13 protein-coding genes and 1 pseudogene are annotated in these 15,499 nt (G+C 65.8%); 8 read left to right on the forward strand and 6 right to left on the reverse strand.

Annotation, left to right across the window (positions count from 1 at the left end; genetic code table 11):
- The 3 genes and pseudogenes from QM685_RS36305 to QM685_RS36315 all read right to left on the reverse strand — a co-directional run.
- Positions 1-139: pseudogene (locus tag QM685_RS36305) on the reverse strand (2-methylcitrate synthase); the annotation flags it as partial.
- 64 nt (positions 140-203) lie between these two features.
- Complete coding sequence (locus tag QM685_RS36310) at positions 204-1,220, reverse strand: HpcH/HpaI aldolase/citrate lyase family protein (protein ID WP_415124279.1); 1,017 nt, start codon at positions 1,218-1,220, stop codon at positions 204-206.
- A gap of 204 nt (positions 1,221-1,424) precedes the next feature.
- The gene (locus QM685_RS36315; RefSeq protein WP_415124281.1) at positions 1,425-2,408 is read right to left on the reverse strand and encodes a malate dehydrogenase; all 984 of its coding nucleotides are present in this window, start codon (positions 2,406-2,408) and stop codon (positions 1,425-1,427) included.
- Positions 2,409-2,944: 536 nt separating this feature from the next.
- Here QM685_RS36315 and QM685_RS36320 point away from each other — a divergent pair.
- From QM685_RS36320 to gltA, 7 genes are all read left to right on the forward strand, one after another.
- Positions 2,945-3,745 (forward strand): GntR family transcriptional regulator, encoded by an 801-nt coding sequence (locus tag QM685_RS36320; RefSeq protein ID WP_415124283.1) that lies wholly within the window; start codon positions 2,945-2,947, stop codon positions 3,743-3,745.
- 158 nt (positions 3,746-3,903) lie between these two features.
- Entirely contained in the window at positions 3,904-4,320 is a 417-nt protein-coding gene (sdhC, locus tag QM685_RS36325; protein WP_415124285.1) for a succinate dehydrogenase, cytochrome b556 subunit, read from the forward strand.
- A gap of 3 nt (positions 4,321-4,323) precedes the next feature.
- Complete coding sequence (sdhD, locus tag QM685_RS36330; RefSeq protein ID WP_415124287.1) at positions 4,324-4,692, forward strand: succinate dehydrogenase, hydrophobic membrane anchor protein; 369 nt, start codon at positions 4,324-4,326, stop codon at positions 4,690-4,692.
- 4 nt (positions 4,693-4,696) lie between these two features.
- The gene (gene sdhA / locus QM685_RS36335; protein WP_415124289.1) at positions 4,697-6,475 is read left to right on the forward strand and encodes a succinate dehydrogenase flavoprotein subunit; all 1,779 of its coding nucleotides are present in this window, start codon (positions 4,697-4,699) and stop codon (positions 6,473-6,475) included.
- A gap of 19 nt (positions 6,476-6,494) precedes the next feature.
- Positions 6,495-7,265 (forward strand): succinate dehydrogenase iron-sulfur subunit, encoded by a 771-nt coding sequence (locus QM685_RS36340; RefSeq protein WP_415124291.1) that lies wholly within the window; start codon positions 6,495-6,497, stop codon positions 7,263-7,265.
- Positions 7,266-7,296: 31 nt separating this feature from the next.
- Positions 7,297-7,599 (forward strand): succinate dehydrogenase assembly factor 2, encoded by a 303-nt coding sequence (locus QM685_RS36345; RefSeq protein ID WP_415124293.1) that lies wholly within the window; start codon positions 7,297-7,299, stop codon positions 7,597-7,599.
- Between the two features lie 96 nt (positions 7,600-7,695).
- Complete coding sequence (gene gltA / locus QM685_RS36350; protein WP_415124295.1) at positions 7,696-9,003, forward strand: citrate synthase; 1,308 nt, start codon at positions 7,696-7,698, stop codon at positions 9,001-9,003.
- 138 nt (positions 9,004-9,141) lie between these two features.
- Here the strand turns inward: gltA and QM685_RS36355 are convergent, their stop codons facing one another.
- The 3 genes from QM685_RS36355 to QM685_RS36365 are packed head-to-tail and all read right to left on the reverse strand — an operon-like array spanning position 9,142 to position 13,876.
- Positions 9,142-10,197 carry a 2-oxoacid:ferredoxin oxidoreductase subunit beta gene (locus tag QM685_RS36355; RefSeq protein WP_415124297.1) on the reverse strand — a complete coding sequence of 352 codons (1,056 nt, stop codon included), beginning with the start codon at positions 10,195-10,197 and terminating at the stop codon, positions 9,142-9,144.
- On the reverse strand, positions 10,194-12,038 hold the full coding sequence (locus tag QM685_RS36360; RefSeq protein ID WP_415124299.1) for a 2-oxoacid:acceptor oxidoreductase subunit alpha: 1,845 nt from the start codon (positions 12,036-12,038) through the stop codon (positions 10,194-10,196). Before QM685_RS36360 ends, QM685_RS36355 begins: the two co-directional genes overlap by 4 nt.
- A complete protein-coding gene (locus QM685_RS36365) occupies positions 12,035-13,876 on the reverse strand; it encodes an FAD-dependent oxidoreductase (protein ID WP_415124301.1) in 1,842 nt (613 codons plus the stop codon). The genes QM685_RS36360 and QM685_RS36365 overlap by 4 nt, the downstream gene beginning before the upstream one ends.
- Before the next feature lie 519 nt (positions 13,877-14,395).
- On the opposite strand from QM685_RS36365, the gene QM685_RS36370 reads away from it, so the two are divergent.
- On the forward strand, positions 14,396-15,499 hold a 1,104-nt coding region (locus QM685_RS36370), incomplete at its 3' end, for a 2-oxoglutarate dehydrogenase E1 subunit family protein (RefSeq protein WP_415124303.1).

The following is a 15,499-nucleotide window of genomic DNA, read 5'->3' on the forward strand; positions in this document are numbered from 1 at the left end:
CGTTGCCGGTCTTGCCGACCGTGCACAGCGCGGTGTTGCCCGCGGTCACGCCGGATAGCGCGACGGATTTCTTCGGCTTGAAGCCGCCTTGCGTTTCATTGCCGCCCGGTGCGCCAGCGGCTTGCGTCGTCTCGCTCATCTTCCGCCTTCTCCTGTGTGCCGGTTCATCCGCGGGCTCATTGCCGCCGTTTGACCCACGCTGTTCATGCCACGGATGGTCCGTTAGTACCCACTTTCGCAAAGAGCGGCGCCGCTTCCCGCGGCACGGCGCGGCCCGTGGTTTGCGCGCGACGCAGCACCGACCAGTAATAGCGATAGCTCGCGCGGTCATGCAGCGTATCGCGATGACGCGTCGGTCCCCATTGCGCGGACTGCGCGGCCAGCAGGATTTCGGTGGCCATCGCGATTTCTTCGTCGCGCGGCGCGAACGCGGCGACGATCGCCTCGATCTGCGCCGGGTGGATGCTCCACATGCGCGTGTAGCCGAATTCGTTGCGGGCGCGCAGCGCGTCGTTCGCGACCACGCTCATGTCGCGCACTTCGGTGCTGACGTTATGCGACGGCACCTTGCCGTACGCATGGCAGGCCGCCGAGATTTCCAGCTTCGCGCGCCGCACCAGCGGATGATCGAACTGGCCCGGCGAGCGCATCGCGGTGTCGGGAATCGCGCCGTCGTGCGCGGAAACGAAATCCATCAGGCCGAAGCTCAGCGCCTCGACGCCCGGCAGCGCGGCGAGCTCGAATACACGCGTGAGCGCGCCGTGGGTTTCGACCAGCAGTTGTACCGGCACCGGTTGCGCGATACCGAGCTCGCGCCGCGTCGCCTCGATGAACGCGATCATTTCGGCGGCATCGGGAACGCTGCGGATTTTCGGCAGGGTGATGTAAGCGGGTGCTCGCTTCGCGGCGCGCAGAATCAGGCGTACGTCGTCGCGCCAGTGCGCGTGCGCGAAGTCGTGGATCCGCACGCCGACGCGGCCGAAGCGGTCGTGCTCGCCGCCGACGAGCGACGCGACCAGTTCCGCGTGTTCGGCCTCGCGGCCGACCTGCGCGCCGTCTTCGCAATCGAGTGTGATATCGAACACCGGGCCGAGTTGCTGCTGCAACGCGAGCGACTTCAGCATCAGCTTTTCGCTGCCGGCGTAGTGATCGCAGGCAGGCAGCACAGCGGGCGGCACTTCGCCGTCAAACAGCACTTCGGCGGGTGTGAGAACGCGCATCTTCGGCGTGTGGGGCGTGGTGAGGATTAGAGAAAATCGGATTCGGGCGTGCTCTGCGCAAGCGCCGTCGAGCGGCGGCAAAACACGTTCGGATCAGATGCGAATTACCGCCTTTTAACGGCAATTCGCCCAGCAATTCGCACGAAAAAAACCGGAACCCGCCGCGATGACGCTTCGGAGTTCCGGTTTTTCCGCATCAGAGGCTTAGCCGAGCAGGTGCTGAACGCCTTCGCGCTCTTCGAGCAGTTCCTGCAGCGTGCCGTCCATCTTTTCACGCGAGAACGCGTCGATTGCCAGACCTTCGACGCGCTTGTACTCGCCGTTTTCGCAAGTCACCGGCACACCGTAGATGATGTCTTCGGGGATGCCGTACGAGCCGTCCGACGGAATGCCCATCGTGACCCACTTGCCGTTCGTGCCGAGCACCCAGTCGCGCACGTGGTCGATCGCGGCGTTGGCCGCCGATGCCGCCGACGACAGGCCGCGCGCTTCGATGATCGCCGCGCCGCGCTTGCCGACGGTCGGGATGAACGTGTTGCGGTTCCATTCGTCGTCGTTGATCAGCTTGGTCAGGTCCTGACCTTCCGCGGTCGCGAAACGGAAGTCCGGGTACATGGTCGGCGAGTGGTTGCCCCACACGGCGAGCTTTTCGATCGACGCGACCGGCTTGCCCGATTTGGCGGCCAGTTGCGACAGCGCGCGGTTGTGGTCCAGACGCAGCATCGCGGTGAAGTTCTTCTTCGGCAGGTCCGGCGCCGACTTCATGGCGATGTAGGCATTCGTGTTGGCCGGGTTGCCGACCACCAGCACCTTTACGTCGCGGCTTGCGACTTCGTTCAGCGCCTTGCCCTGAACCGTGAAGATTTCGGCGTTGGCCGACAGCAGATCCTTGCGCTCCATGCCCTTCGAACGCGGACGCGCGCCGACGAGCAGGGCGATGTCGGCGTCCTTGAACGCGACCTTCGGGTCGTCCGTGATCACGACGCCCGACAGCAGCGGGAATGCGCAATCATCCAGTTCCATCACGACGCCTTTGACGGCGGCTTGCGCTTGCGGCAGATCGAGCAGTTGCAGGATCACCGGCTGGTCCTTGCCGAGCAGGTCGCCATTGGCGATGCGGAACAGCAGGGAGTAAGCGATTTGACCTGCGGCGCCGGTGACGGCAACGCGCTTTGCGGGCTTAGCCATTGAGAAATCTCCAGGACGATGCGTTAGACGCTAGGGAAAACGCCATTCTATATGCGCGTTCAGCGAAGCGTTATGAAACACGGCGGAATTCACTGTGGTCGCGTGCGGTTCCTGCTTATGCCGGAACCGGGCGGCGCGCTGCGGCAAGACCGCCATGCCGGAAACCTGTACTGCCGAGCGGGATAGGGCGCCACGCCGGGGCCGCTGCCGCACGGCGCGGACTCCTGCAAACAGCGCGTTTCGGCAAGTGTCCGGCCAGCGGGTGCAGCACGAGAAGCAGCACGGATGCAACGGATGGCGGCGAATCGAAACCAGAACTGCGCGTGAACTGCGTAGGAAACGTCATGGCGCGGAGTGCTGCCGGAGCGTTGCGGCACTGCAACAAAGAGTGGCCGGAAAACCCGCAAACCCTTGCTCGACAAGGAGTGTAGGAGTCGGCACACACAAAGTCAACATTATCTTATGTCTTATATAAGACATATATATTGCCGGGAAAAGCCTAGACGCGCCCCAGCCCTTTATGATGAAATGCGCGGATGAATTCGAACCCGGCGAATCCTGTGAATCCGAATAGCCAGGGGGCCGCGGGCGAGGGCGTATCCGTCGCCGCTCCTGCTGCGTCGCCTACTTTCAGCCCCTTGTATCAGCAGATCAAAGGGCTGATTACGCAGAGCCTCGAAAGCGGCGAGTGGAAGCCCGGGGAGATCATTCCCAGTGAAGTCGAACTGGCCGCGCGCTACAAGGTGAGTCAGGGCACGGTGCGCAAGGCGATCGACGAACTTGCCGCCGACAACCTGCTCGTACGGCGTCAGGGCAAGGGCACCTTCGTTGCAACGCACAATGAAGATCGCGCGCAGTTCCGCTTTCTGAGATTGCTCGCCGACGACGGCGCCGAGCATCCGCACGTGAGCCGACTGCTCGAATGCCGGCGGTTGCGCGCATCGGCGGAGATCGCCCGGCAGCTCGATCTGAAGCCGGCCGATCCGGTCGTGCTGATCAAGCGCTTACTGCAATTCGACGGCGAAGTCACCGTGCTCGACGAAATCTGGCTGCCCGGCGCCGTGTTTCGCGGGCTCACGCTCGAGCGGCTGTCGGAGTACAAAGGTCCTCTTTACGCGATGTTCGAGACGGAATTCGGCACCCGCATGATTCGCGCGACGGAAAAGATCCGCGCGGTCGCGGCGGAGCCTTCCGTGGCGGACCTGCTGCAGGTGCCGGCGGGTTTTCCGTTGCTCTCGGTCGAGCGCGTGTCCTATACCTATGGGGATCGGCCGGTCGAAGTCCGGCGAGGTTGGTATGTCACAACCGGGTATTACTATCAGAACGATCTGAGCTGAATCGGGCTGGAGCGAGGCGCGGCGTCCCACAACGCGCGCCTGTCGGAAGGCGCCTTCATTGCGCATGCCGCAACGAACCGGTGGTGGTTTTCGCTGCAGCGCGATATAAAAAGGCGCTAAACTTGCGGATTAGTGTGACTACATAGTAGGGGTCTAGCATGGCAGAAGCCGTAAAAAAACCGAGGCCGGAATTTCGGAACATCGGTCTAGGGCAAATATTGACGGCATATCGTCTCCCGCTAGCGGGGCGGGTGTCGATTCTCCACCGCGTGAGCGGTGCCCTGTTGTTTCTCTTTCTTCCGTTCCTGCTGTACCTTTTCGATCAGAGCCTGACTTCCGAACTCAGCTTCGACGTCTTCAAGGGCTTCCTCTCCAATATCATCGTCAAGCTCATCACGCTCGTTCTCGCATGGGCCTTCCTGTTCCACTTCTGCGCCGGCATCCGTCACCTCGTGATGGACACCAACCACGATGCGGTGTCGAAGGAGAAGGGCAAGTCGACCTCCATCGTCGTGTTCGTCGTGTCGTCGCTGCTCACCATCGCATTCGCGGCAAAACTGTTCGGAGCATTCTAAAAAATGTCAGCCAATAACCGAATCGGTTCGAAGCGTCTCGTCGTCGGCGCACATTACGGTCTGCGCGACTGGCTCGCCCAGCGCATCACCGCCTGCATCATGGCAATCTACACGGTGATCCTGCTCGTGTGGTTCTTCGCCGGGCGCAATTTCTCGTACGACGGCTGGGCATCGATCTTCGCGACACAGTGGATGAAGCTCGCCACGTTCGTCACGCTTCTCTCGCTGTTCTACCACGCCTGGGTCGGCATTCGCGACATCTGGATGGACTACGTGAAGCCCGTTGGCACCCGCCTCGTCCTTCAGGCGCTGACGATCGTCTGGCTGCTCGCATGTGCGGGCTACGCTGCGCAGATTCTCTGGAGAGTGTAAAAGAATGGCTGCAATCAAGAATTCTCTGCCGCGTCGCCGCTTCGACGTGGTAATCGTCGGTGCGGGCGGCTCGGGGATGCGCGCTTCGCTGCAACTCGCGCGCGCCGGTCTGTCGGTCTGCGTGCTGTCCAAGGTGTTCCCGACGCGTTCGCACACGGTTGCTGCCCAGGGCGGCATCGGCGCTTCGCTCGGCAACATGAGTGAAGACAACTGGCATTACCATTTCTACGACACGATCAAGGGTTCCGACTGGCTCGGCGACCAGGACGCGATCGAATTCATGTGCCGCGAAGCACCGAACGCCGTCTACGAACTCGAACACTTCGGCATGCCGTTCGACCGTAACGCGGACGGCACGATCTATCAGCGCCCGTTCGGCGGCCACACCGCGAACTACGGCGAAAAGCCGGTGCAGCGCGCCTGCGCGGCGGCCGACCGTACCGGTCACGCGCTGCTGCACACGCTGTATCAGCAGAACGTTGCTGCCAGGACGCAATTCTTCGTCGAATGGATGGCGCTGGACCTGATCCGCGACGCCGACGGCGACGTGCTCGGCGTGACCGCGCTGGAAATGGAAACCGGCGACGTCTACATCCTCGAAGGCAAGACCACGCTGTTCGCCACGGGCGGCGCGGGCCGGATCTTCGCGGCATCCACGAACGCGTTCATCAACACCGGTGACGGCCTCGGCATGGCGGCCCGTGCGGGCATCGCGCTGCAGGACATGGAATTCTGGCAATTCCACCCGACCGGCGTGGCCGGCGCGGGCGTGCTGATCACCGAAGGCGTGCGCGGCGAAGGCGGCATCCTGCTGAACAAGGACGGCGAGCGTTTCATGGAGCGCTACGCGCCGACGCTCAAGGACCTGGCGCCGCGCGACTTCGTGTCGCGCTCGATGGACCAGGAGATCAAGGAAGGGCGGGGCGCCGGGCCGGCCGGCGACTACGTGCTGCTCAAGCTCGACCACCTCGGCTCGGACACGATCAAGAAGCGCCTGCCGTCGATCCGCGAGATCGCGATCAAGTTCGCGCACGTCGATCCGATCAAGGACCCGATCCCGGTCGTGCCGACGATCCACTACCAGATGGGCGGCATCCCCACCAACTACCACGGCCAGGTCGTCGCGCCCCGCGACGGCGACCCGAACGCGGTCGTCAACGGCCTGTACGCGATCGGCGAATGCTCGTGCGTGTCGGTGCATGGCGCCAATCGCCTGGGCACCAACTCGCTGCTCGACCTGGTCGTGTTCGGCCGCGCGGCGGGCCGCCACATCATCCAGGCCGGCTTCAAGAATCACTCGCACCAGCCGCTGCCGCGGAACGCCGGCGACAACGCGCTCGAGCGCGTCAACAAGATGATGGCCTCGACCGGTGGCGAGCGCGTGCAGGACGTGGCCGGCGGCATCCGCGCGGCGATGCAGGGGCACTGCGGGGTGTTCCGTACGTCGAAGCTGCTGTCCGAGGGGGTGTCCCGGATCGCCGAGCTGACCAAGCGCGCGCAGCATGTTCAGCTTCGCGACAAGTCCAAGGTGTTCAATATGGCCTTGGTCGAGGCGCTCGAGCTGGCCAACCTGACCGAGGTCGCCAACGCGACGATCGTGTCGGCCGAGGCCCGCAAGGAAAGCCGCGGCGCGCATGCGCACAGCGACTTCCCCGATCGCAACGACGTCGACTGGATGCGTCACACCTTGTGGTACTCCGAAGGCAATCGCCTCGACTACAAGCCGGTCCAGCTCAAGCCGCTGACCGTCGAAACGTTCAAGCCCAAGGCGCGTACCTTCTGAGCATCGCGGAGCCTCAACCATGACGACTGCAGAAATCTCCCGTCCGGCCACCACGCAGACGGTGGCCGCTCCCGGCGCCGGCAAGCGGACGGTCAAGTTCTCGATCTATCGCTACGATCCGGACAAGGACGCCAAGCCCTACATGCAGCAGCTCGAGGTCGAGCTGCTGCCGACCGACAAGATGCTGCTGGACGCGCTGGTGCGCATCAAGCTGGACGCCGACGAGTCGCTGTCGTTCCGCCGTTCGTGCCGAGAGGGCGTGTGCGGGTCGGACGCGATGAACATCAACGGCAAGAACGGCCTGGCCTGCATCACGAGCCTGCGCGAGCTCAAGGAGCCGATCGTCCTGAAGCCGTTGCCCGGCCTGCCGGTGATCCGCGACCTGATCGTGGACATGACGCACTTCTTCAACCAGTACCACTCGGTCCAGCCGTACCTGATCAACGACACGCCGCCGCCCGAGAAGGAGCGGCTGCAGTCGCCCGAGGAGCGTGAGGAGCTCGACGGCCTGTACGAGTGCATCCTGTGCGCGTGCTGCTCGACCTCGTGCCCGTCGTTCTGGTGGAACCCCGACAAGTTCGTCGGCCCGGCCGGCCTGCTGCAGGCGTACCGCTTCATCGCCGACAGCCGCGACCTGTCGACCAGCGCCCGCCTCGACAATCTCGAGGATCCGTACCGCCTGTTCCGTTGCCATACGATCATGAACTGCGTCGACGTCTGTCCGAAGGGGCTGAACCCGACGAAGGCGATCGGCAAGATCAAGGAACTGATGGTTCGCCGGGCGGTTTGACGCACGGCGGCCAGGAAAACGGACCGCACGCATGAGCGACGATCGCGCGGCCGGCGGTGTGCCGACATCCGCTTCGCACCAGGCCGATGCGGCCCGGCGCCGGCGCCTGCGCTGGCGGTCGCGCCGCGGGCTGCTCGAGAATGATCTGATCCTGACCCGCTTCCTCGATCGCTACGAGCAAGAACTGACCGACGACGACGTGGGGGCTCTCGATCGCCTGCTAGACTGTAACGACAACGAGCTGATGGACCTGATCCTCGGCCGCAGCGAGCCCGAGGGCGAGCTGGCGACCGGGCCGGTCCTCGAGCTGGTGCGAAGATTGCGTGACGTTTGAGGCCGGGGTGCGAGACAACGGGGGTGGCCGTCACGCCCGATGCACGCCGGCTCTCGGTCGTTCACGTGCCCATTCCCGATGACAAGGAAAGTAACCATGAGTAGCCAGAAGAAGGCCACCCTATCGTTCTCCGACGGCAGCCCGTCGATCGATTTCCCGATCTACGAAGGGACTTTGGGCCCGGACGTCATCGACATCCGCAAGTTGTACGCGGGCACCGGCAAGTTCACCTTCGATCCCGGCTTCATGTCGACCGCGGCTTGCGAATCGAAGATCACGTTCATCGACGGTGACAAGGGCGAACTGCTGTATCGCGGCTATCCGATCGAGCAACTCGCCGAGAACTGCGACTTCCTCGAGACCTGTTACCTGCTGCTCAATGGCGAGTTGCCCGATCCCAAGCAAAAGGCCGATTTCGAGTACAACGTGACCCATCACACGATGGTGCACGAGCAGATGCCGCGCTTCTACCAGGGCTTCCGGCGCGACGCGCACCCGATGGCCGTGCTGGTCGGCGTGGTCGGCGCGCTGGCGGCCTTCTATCACGACTCGCTCGACATCCAGGATCCCGAGTTGCGCCACATCTCGGCGATCCGCCTGATCGCCAAGATGCCGACGCTGGTCGCGATGGCGTACAAGTACACGATCGGCCAGCCGTTCATCTACCCGCAGAACGACCTGTCGTACACGGCCAATTTCATGCGGATGATGTTCGGCACGCCCTGCGCCGAATACCAGCCGAACGACGTGCTGGTCCGCGCGCTCGACCGCATCCTGATCCTGCACGCCGATCACGAGCAGAACGCGTCGACGTCGACGGTCCGCCTGGCCGGCTCGTCGGGCGCGAACCCGTTCGCGTGCATCGCGGCGGGGATCGCGACGCTGTGGGGGCCGGCGCACGGCGGGGCCAACGAGGCCTGCCTGGTGATGCTCAACGAGATCCAGCGCGACGGCGGCGTCGCCAAGATCGGCGAGTTCATCAAGAAGGTCAAGGACAAGAACTCCGGCGTCAAGCTGATGGGCTTCGGCCATCGCGTCTACAAGAACTACGATCCGCGCGCCAAGCTGATGCGCGAGACCTGCTACGAGGTGCTCGGCGAGCTGGGCCTGGAGCAGGATCCGCTGTTCGCGCTGTCGATGAAGCTCGAGCAGATCGCGCTCGAGGATCCGTACTTCGTCGACCGCAAGCTGTATCCGAACGTCGACTTCTACTCGGGCATCGTGCAGAAGGCGCTCGGCATCCCGACCGAGATGTTCACCTGCATCTTCGCGATGGCGCGGACCGTCGGCTGGATCGCGCAGTGGAACGAGATGATCTCCGAGCCGGACCAGAAGATCGGCCGCCCCCGCCAGTTGTTCACCGGCGCGAAGTCCCGCGATTTCGTCCCGCCGTCCAAGCGCTGACGATTGGCCGCCGACGGGCGCCGTCGATCGCGACGGTGACCGAGGCACCACCACCACCCGCGACCCGTCGCGGATCCGCCGCGGCGGCCCGGGCCGGACGACCCGGGCCAAGCGACCCGCCGCCGGGCTCGCGCCGGCTCAGCGCAGCGACATGTTGAGCTTGTCGAGCGCCGCCGAGCCCGGGCACAGCTCGGCCTCGCCGAGCCGGTTCAGCGGCACGTGAACGGTATTCATGTGGCCGTGCAGATCCTCGGCGTCGGGGTCGACGTACAGCAGGCCGGTCACGATCTCGCCCCGCGCCCGCCGCTGCTGGATCGTGTTCATCGCGCCGATCGCATCGGTCGGATCGTAGTCGTCGCGCAGCTTGCGCAGGCGCAGGACCGAGCCGTCGAGCTGCGCGATCGTCAGCAGCTCGCCGGGCGCGTAGTCGGTGGTGATCGTCTGCCGCTTCGGCATGAAGTCCAGCCGGTTGACCGCTTCGTTGTGCTCGCGCACGTAGTCGTAGCTGCGCGTGCTGCCCGGGTGGTTGTTGAACGCCACGCACGGGCTGATCACGTCGATCAGCGCCGCGCCGCGGTGCCGCAGCGCGGCCTTGACCAGCGGCACGAGCTGGGCCTTGTCGCCCGAAAAGCTGCGCGCGACGAAGGTGGCGCCGAGCTGCAGCGCCAGCGAGGCCATGTCGATCGGCGAATCGCTGTTGATCACGCCTTTCTTGGACTTCGATCCCTTGTCGGCGGTGGCCGAGAACTGGCCCTTGGTCAGGCCGTAGACGCCGTTGTTCTCGACGATGTACGTCATGTTGACGCCGCGCCGCATCAGGTGCGCGAACTGGCCCAGGCCGATCGACGCCGAGTCGCCGTCGCCGGACACGCCCAGGTACAGCAGCTCGCGGTTGGCGAGGTTGGCGCCGGTCAGCACCGACGGCATGCGGCCGTGCACGGTGTTGAAGCCGTGCGAGTTGCCCAGGAAATAGTCGGGCGTCTTCGACGAGCAGCCGATCCCGGACAGCTTGGCGACGCGGTGCGGCTCGATGTCCAGCTCCCAGCAGGCCTGCACGATCGCCGCCGAGATCGAATCGTGGCCGCAGCCGGCGCATAGCGTGGAGATCTTGCCTTCGTAGTCGCGTCGGGTCAGGCCCAGCGTGTTGGTCGGCAAGGTCGGGTGGTGGAGCCGGGGCTTGGCGAGGTACGTCATGGCTTGACCTTGGTCGCGCTGGCGCGGGTCAGCGCGTTGATGCGATCGGCGATCTCGCGATGGATGAAGCGGGCGGTGATCGGCGTGCCGTCGTAGTGCAGGATCGACGGCAGCCGGGCCGGATCGATCTGCAATTCGTTGATCAGCATCGTGCGCATCTGCCCGTCGCGGTTCTGCTCGACGACGAACACCTGATCGTGCGACGCGATGAACTGTTCGACGCTTTCCGGGAACGGGAAGCCGCGCAGCCGCATCAGGTCGATCGCGACGCCGTCGGCCTCCAGCGCGTCGAAGGCTTCCCGCATCGCCGGGCTGGTCGAGCCGAAATACAGCGCGCCGAAGCGCGTCGGTTCGACGGCCGCGCGCACGACGGGCTGCGGCACGAGGCCGCGCGCGGTGTCGAACTTGCGCAGCAGCCGCTGGACGTTGTCGACGTAGTCCGGACCCGCCTCCGAGTAGCGCGCGTAGCGGTCCTTGGTCGTGCCGCGGGTGAAGAAGGCGCCCTTGGCCGGGTGCGTGCCGGGGTAAGTGCGATAAGGAATGCCGTCGCCGTCGACGTCCAGGTAGCGGCCGAAATTGGCGCCGGCCTCGAGCATGTCCCGATCCATCACCTTGCCGCGGTCGTAGCGGCGCGAGTCGTCCCAGTCGAGCGGCGCGCACAGCCGGTGGTTCATGCCGATGTCCAGGTCGGTCATCACGAACACCGGCGTCTGCAGGCGGTCCGCCAGGTCCAGCGCCTGCGCGCTGAACGTGAAGCACTCGTACGGATCCTCGGGGATCAGCAGCACGTGCTTGGTGTCGCCGTGCGACGCGTACGCGCAGGCGATCAGGTCCGCCTGCTGCGTGCGGGTCGGCATGCCCGTCGACGGGCCGCCGCGCTGGACGTCGATGATCGTCACCGGGATCTCGGCGAAATACGCGAGGCCGATGAACTCGGTCATCAGCGAGATGCCGGGACCCGAGGTGGCGGTGAACGCGCGCGCGCCGTTCCAGCCGGCGCCCACGACCATGCCGATCGACGCCAGCTCGTCCTCGGCCTGGACGATCGCGTAGCGGGCGCGGCCGGTGTCGGGTTCCGAGCGGAACTTCGCGCAGTATTTCTGGAAGGCCTCGGCGACCGACGACGACGGCGTGATCGGATACCACGCGCAGACGCTGGCGCCGCCGTAGACGCAGCCGAGCGCGGTCGCCGCGTTGCCTTCGATGAAGATCCGGTCGCCGACGTTGCGCGCCGGCTTCACGCGCAGGCCGGTCGCATCGTCGAGGTGCTGCTGCGCGTAGCGCAGGCCCTTGCGGAAGGCGTCGAGATTCGGGCGCAGCAGCTTTTCCTTGCCCTTGTACTGCTCGCCGATCAGCGCGGCGATCGTTTCGGGGTCGATGCCGAACAGGCCCGCCAGCACGCCGACGTACATGATGTTTTTCAGCAACTGGCGTTCGCGCGGATCGCCGTACGCGGCGCTGCAGATCTCGGTCAGCGGCACGCCGATCGCGTGGATGTCCTCGCGCATCCGGTGCGCGGGCACCGGCTTGCTGCTGTCGTACAGCAGGTAGCCGCCGCTCTCGAGCTCGCGCAGGTCGGCGTCCCAGGTCTGCGGATTCATCGCCACCATCATGTCGACGCCGCCGCGCCGGCCGAGATAGCCTTTCTCGGTCACCCGCACCTCGTACCAGGTCGGCAGCCCCTGGATGTTCGACGGGAAGATGTTGCGCGGGCTGACCGGCACGCCCATCCGCAGCACGCTCTTGGCGAACAGCTCGTTGGCCGATGCCGAGCCCGAGCCGTTGATGTTCGCGAACTTGACGACGAAGTCGTTGACCGATTCGATGCGTGGCGTCTTCATGCGTAGGCCTTCGGGGAAGCGGCCGTCCGCTGCCGTGAACAGCCGGCGTGGGCGACGTTGACCGTGACGCGCTGCATGTCCCAGGCGCCGGTCGGGCAGCGCTCGGCGCACAGCCCGCAGTGCAGGCAGCAGTCCTCGTCCTTGACCATCGCGTTGCCGGTCTTTAGCGCGTGCGACACGTACAGCGATTGCGCGAGGTTCAGCGCGGGCGCGCGCAGGTGCCGGCGCAGCTCGGCCTCGGTCTCCCGCGTCGCGGCGGGCGTGAACGTGATGCAGTCGGTCGGGCAGATGTCGACGCAGGCATCGCATTCGATGCACTGCGGCTCGCTGAACACGGTCTGGACGTCGCAATTGAGGCAGCGCTGCGCCTCCTTCCACGCGGTGGCGGCGTCGAAGCCGAGCTCGACCTCGACCTTGATGCTGCGCAGCGCCTCGTTGATGTCGTGCCACGGCACCTTGTGCCGCAGCTCGGGCGCGACCTCGTTGTCGTAGCGCCATTCATGGATGCCCATCTTCTGCGCGGCGATCTCGACCGCCGGCGCCGGGCGCTCGGCCGGATCCTCGCCCTGCAGCAGGCGATCGATCGAGACCGCGGCCTCGTGGCCGTGCGCGACGGCCCAGATGATGTTCTTCGGGCCGAACGCCGCATCGCCGCCGAAGAAGACCTTCGGGTGCGTCGACCGGAACGTCCTGTCGTCGAGCACCGGCAGACCCCGACGATCGAATTCGATGCCCACGTCGGCCTCGATCCACGGAAAAGCGTTCTCCTGGCCGATCGCGATCAGCACGGCGTCGCAATCGACGCGCACCGGGGCTTGGCCGGTCGACACCAGCTCGCGCCGGCCGTCGGCGTCGTGGCGCGAGGCGACCTTGTCGAAGGTCATGCCGGTGAGCCTGCCGTTCTCGTGGACGAAGCTCAGCGGCACCAGGTAGTTCATGATCGGGATGCCCTCGTGCTGGGCGTCCTCCTTCTCCCAGGGAGAGGCCTTCATCTCGTCGAAGCCCGAGCGGACGATGACCTTGACGTCCACGCCGCCGAGGCGGCGCGACGTGCGGCAGCAGTCCATCGCGGTGTTGCCGCCGCCGAGCACGATCACGCGCCGGGCGATCGACGTGACGTGCCCGAACGAGACCGACGACAGCCAGTCGATGCCGATGTGGATGTGCGCGGCGGCCTCGCGGCGGCCCGGCAGGTCCAGGTCGCGGCCGCGCGGCGCGCCGCTGCCGACGAAGACCGCGTCGAAGCCCTGGTCGAGCAGCGCGCGCATCGAGTCGATGCGCCGGCGGCCGTGGAACGCGACGCCGCCGCGGTCCAGGATGTAGCCGGTCTCTTCCTCGATGACGGCCTCGGGCAGCCGGAAGCGCGGGATCTGCGAGCGGATCATGCCGCCGGCCTTGGCGTCCTGGTCGAAGATCGTGATGTCGTAGCCGAGCGGCGCCAGGTCGCGGGCGACGGTCAGCGAGGCCGGCCCGGCGCCGATGCAGGCGATGCGCTTGCCGTTGCGCTCGGCCGGGATCCGCGGCAGCCGGTCGCGGATGTCGTCCTTCAGGTCGGCGGTGACGCGCTTGAGGCGGCAGATCGCGACCGGCTCGGGCGTCTCGCACTGCGACTGCTCGACCCGGCCGCGCCGGCACGCCGGTTCGCACGGGCGGTCGCAGGTGCGTCCGAGGATGCCCGGGAAGACGTTCGACCGCCAGTTGACCAGGTACGCGTCGTCGTAGCGGCCCGCCGCGATCAACCGGATGTATTCGGGAACCGGGGTATGGGCCGGGCAGGCCCACTGGCAATCGACGACCTTGTGGAAATAGTCGGGATCGCGGATGTCGGTCGCTTCCACGCGTGTCTCCTCGTCTCGTTTTTCGCACTATGCCGCGTCGCCCGAGAGCGATCGCCGAGCCAAGTCGCGCCATGTCTGACGCAGGCGCACAACGTCCGAGGGTATCGCAATCGTTGCTCGACTGCACGCGCGCCGGCGCGCGTTGGAAGGCTGGTGCGCGACGGTCTCGCCGCTCGGCCGTCGGGCCTCGGCGCCGTCCCTGCTGACTGAAGGGGTTTTGCGGGCTCGATGGATCGGATGGCGCAAAGTCGCGCCGGATCGTCTTCGTCCGGCCGATATCGCAGAAACCGACACGCGTGTCGGTCGGCGGGGGGCCGGGTGGCGGGGCCGCCCGGCGTTCGCGCGCGTCGCGGGGCGGGCCGCGTGGTATGCTCGACGCAGAATCTTCCAGCGTGCCCGGCTCGTCCGGGCACGCTGCAATTTTCAGACGGCGAAGGGAAGCCCGGCGACCGTTTGCGGATCCTAAGCACGTCCGCCCTTGCCAACGAGAAACTCGTTTCGAAAAGGTGAAACGCCATCATGATGAAAGAATTCCAGGGCAATTCGTACCTGTTCGGCGGCAACGCGCCGTACGTCGAGGAGTTGTACGAGAGCTACCTGCAGAACCCCGGCTCGGTACCGGACCAGTGGCGAAGCTACTTCGATGCGCTGCAGGCGGTGCCCGCGTCCGACGGCGACCCGCAGACGCGCGACGTCCCGCATGCGCCGATCGTCGAATCGTTCGCCGAACGGGCGCGCGAAGGCAATCTGCAGCCGCGGATGATGGGCGGCGACGAAGCCGCCGCGCACAAGCAGGTCTTCGTCCAGCAGTTGGTGTCCGCATACCGGTTCCTCGGCAACCGCTGGGCCGACCTGGATCCGCTCAAGCGCGTCGAGCGCCCGTCGATTCCCGAGCTCGAGCCGGCGTTCTACGATTTCACCGAAGGCGACCGCGCGCACATCTATTCGGCCGCCAATACCTATTTCGGCTTCGACACGGCGCCGCTGCGCGACATCATCCAGGCGCTGCGCGAGACCTACTGCGGCTCGATCGGCGCCGAGTTCATGTACATCGGCGATCCGGCGCAGAAGCGCTGGCTCGAGGAGCGCCTGGAGTCGACGCGCGCCAAGCCCAATTTCTCGCGCGAGAAGCGGCTGCGCATCCTCGACAAGCTGACGGCGGCCGAAGGGCTCGAGCGCTTCCTGCATACGCGCTACGTCGGCCAGAAGCGCTTCTCGCTCGAAGGCGGCGAGAGCTTCATCGCGGCGATGGACGAGCTGATCCAGCGCGCCGGCACGCAGGGCATGCAGGAGATCGTCATCGGCATGGCGCACCGCGGCCGCCTGAACGTGCTGGTCAACGTGCTGCGCAAGACGCCGAAGGAGCTGTTCGCCGAGTTCGAGGGCAAGCACGCCGACGATCTGCCGTCCGGCGACGTCAAGTACCACAACGGCTTCTCCAGCGACGTATCGACGCCCGGCGGCCCGCTGCACCTGTCGCTGGCGTTCAACCCGTCGCACCTCGAGATCGTCAATCCGGTGGTCGAGGGATCGTGCCGGGCGCGGCTCGACCGGCGCGGCGACGTCGACGGCTCGCAGGTGCTGCCGGTGCTCGTGCACGGCACGATCCCTCGACCACCGGAT

Origin of the sequence: Paraburkholderia sp., assembly GCF_047605525.1 — a bacterium.
Classification (GTDB): domain Bacteria; phylum Pseudomonadota; class Gammaproteobacteria; order Burkholderiales; family Burkholderiaceae; genus Paraburkholderia.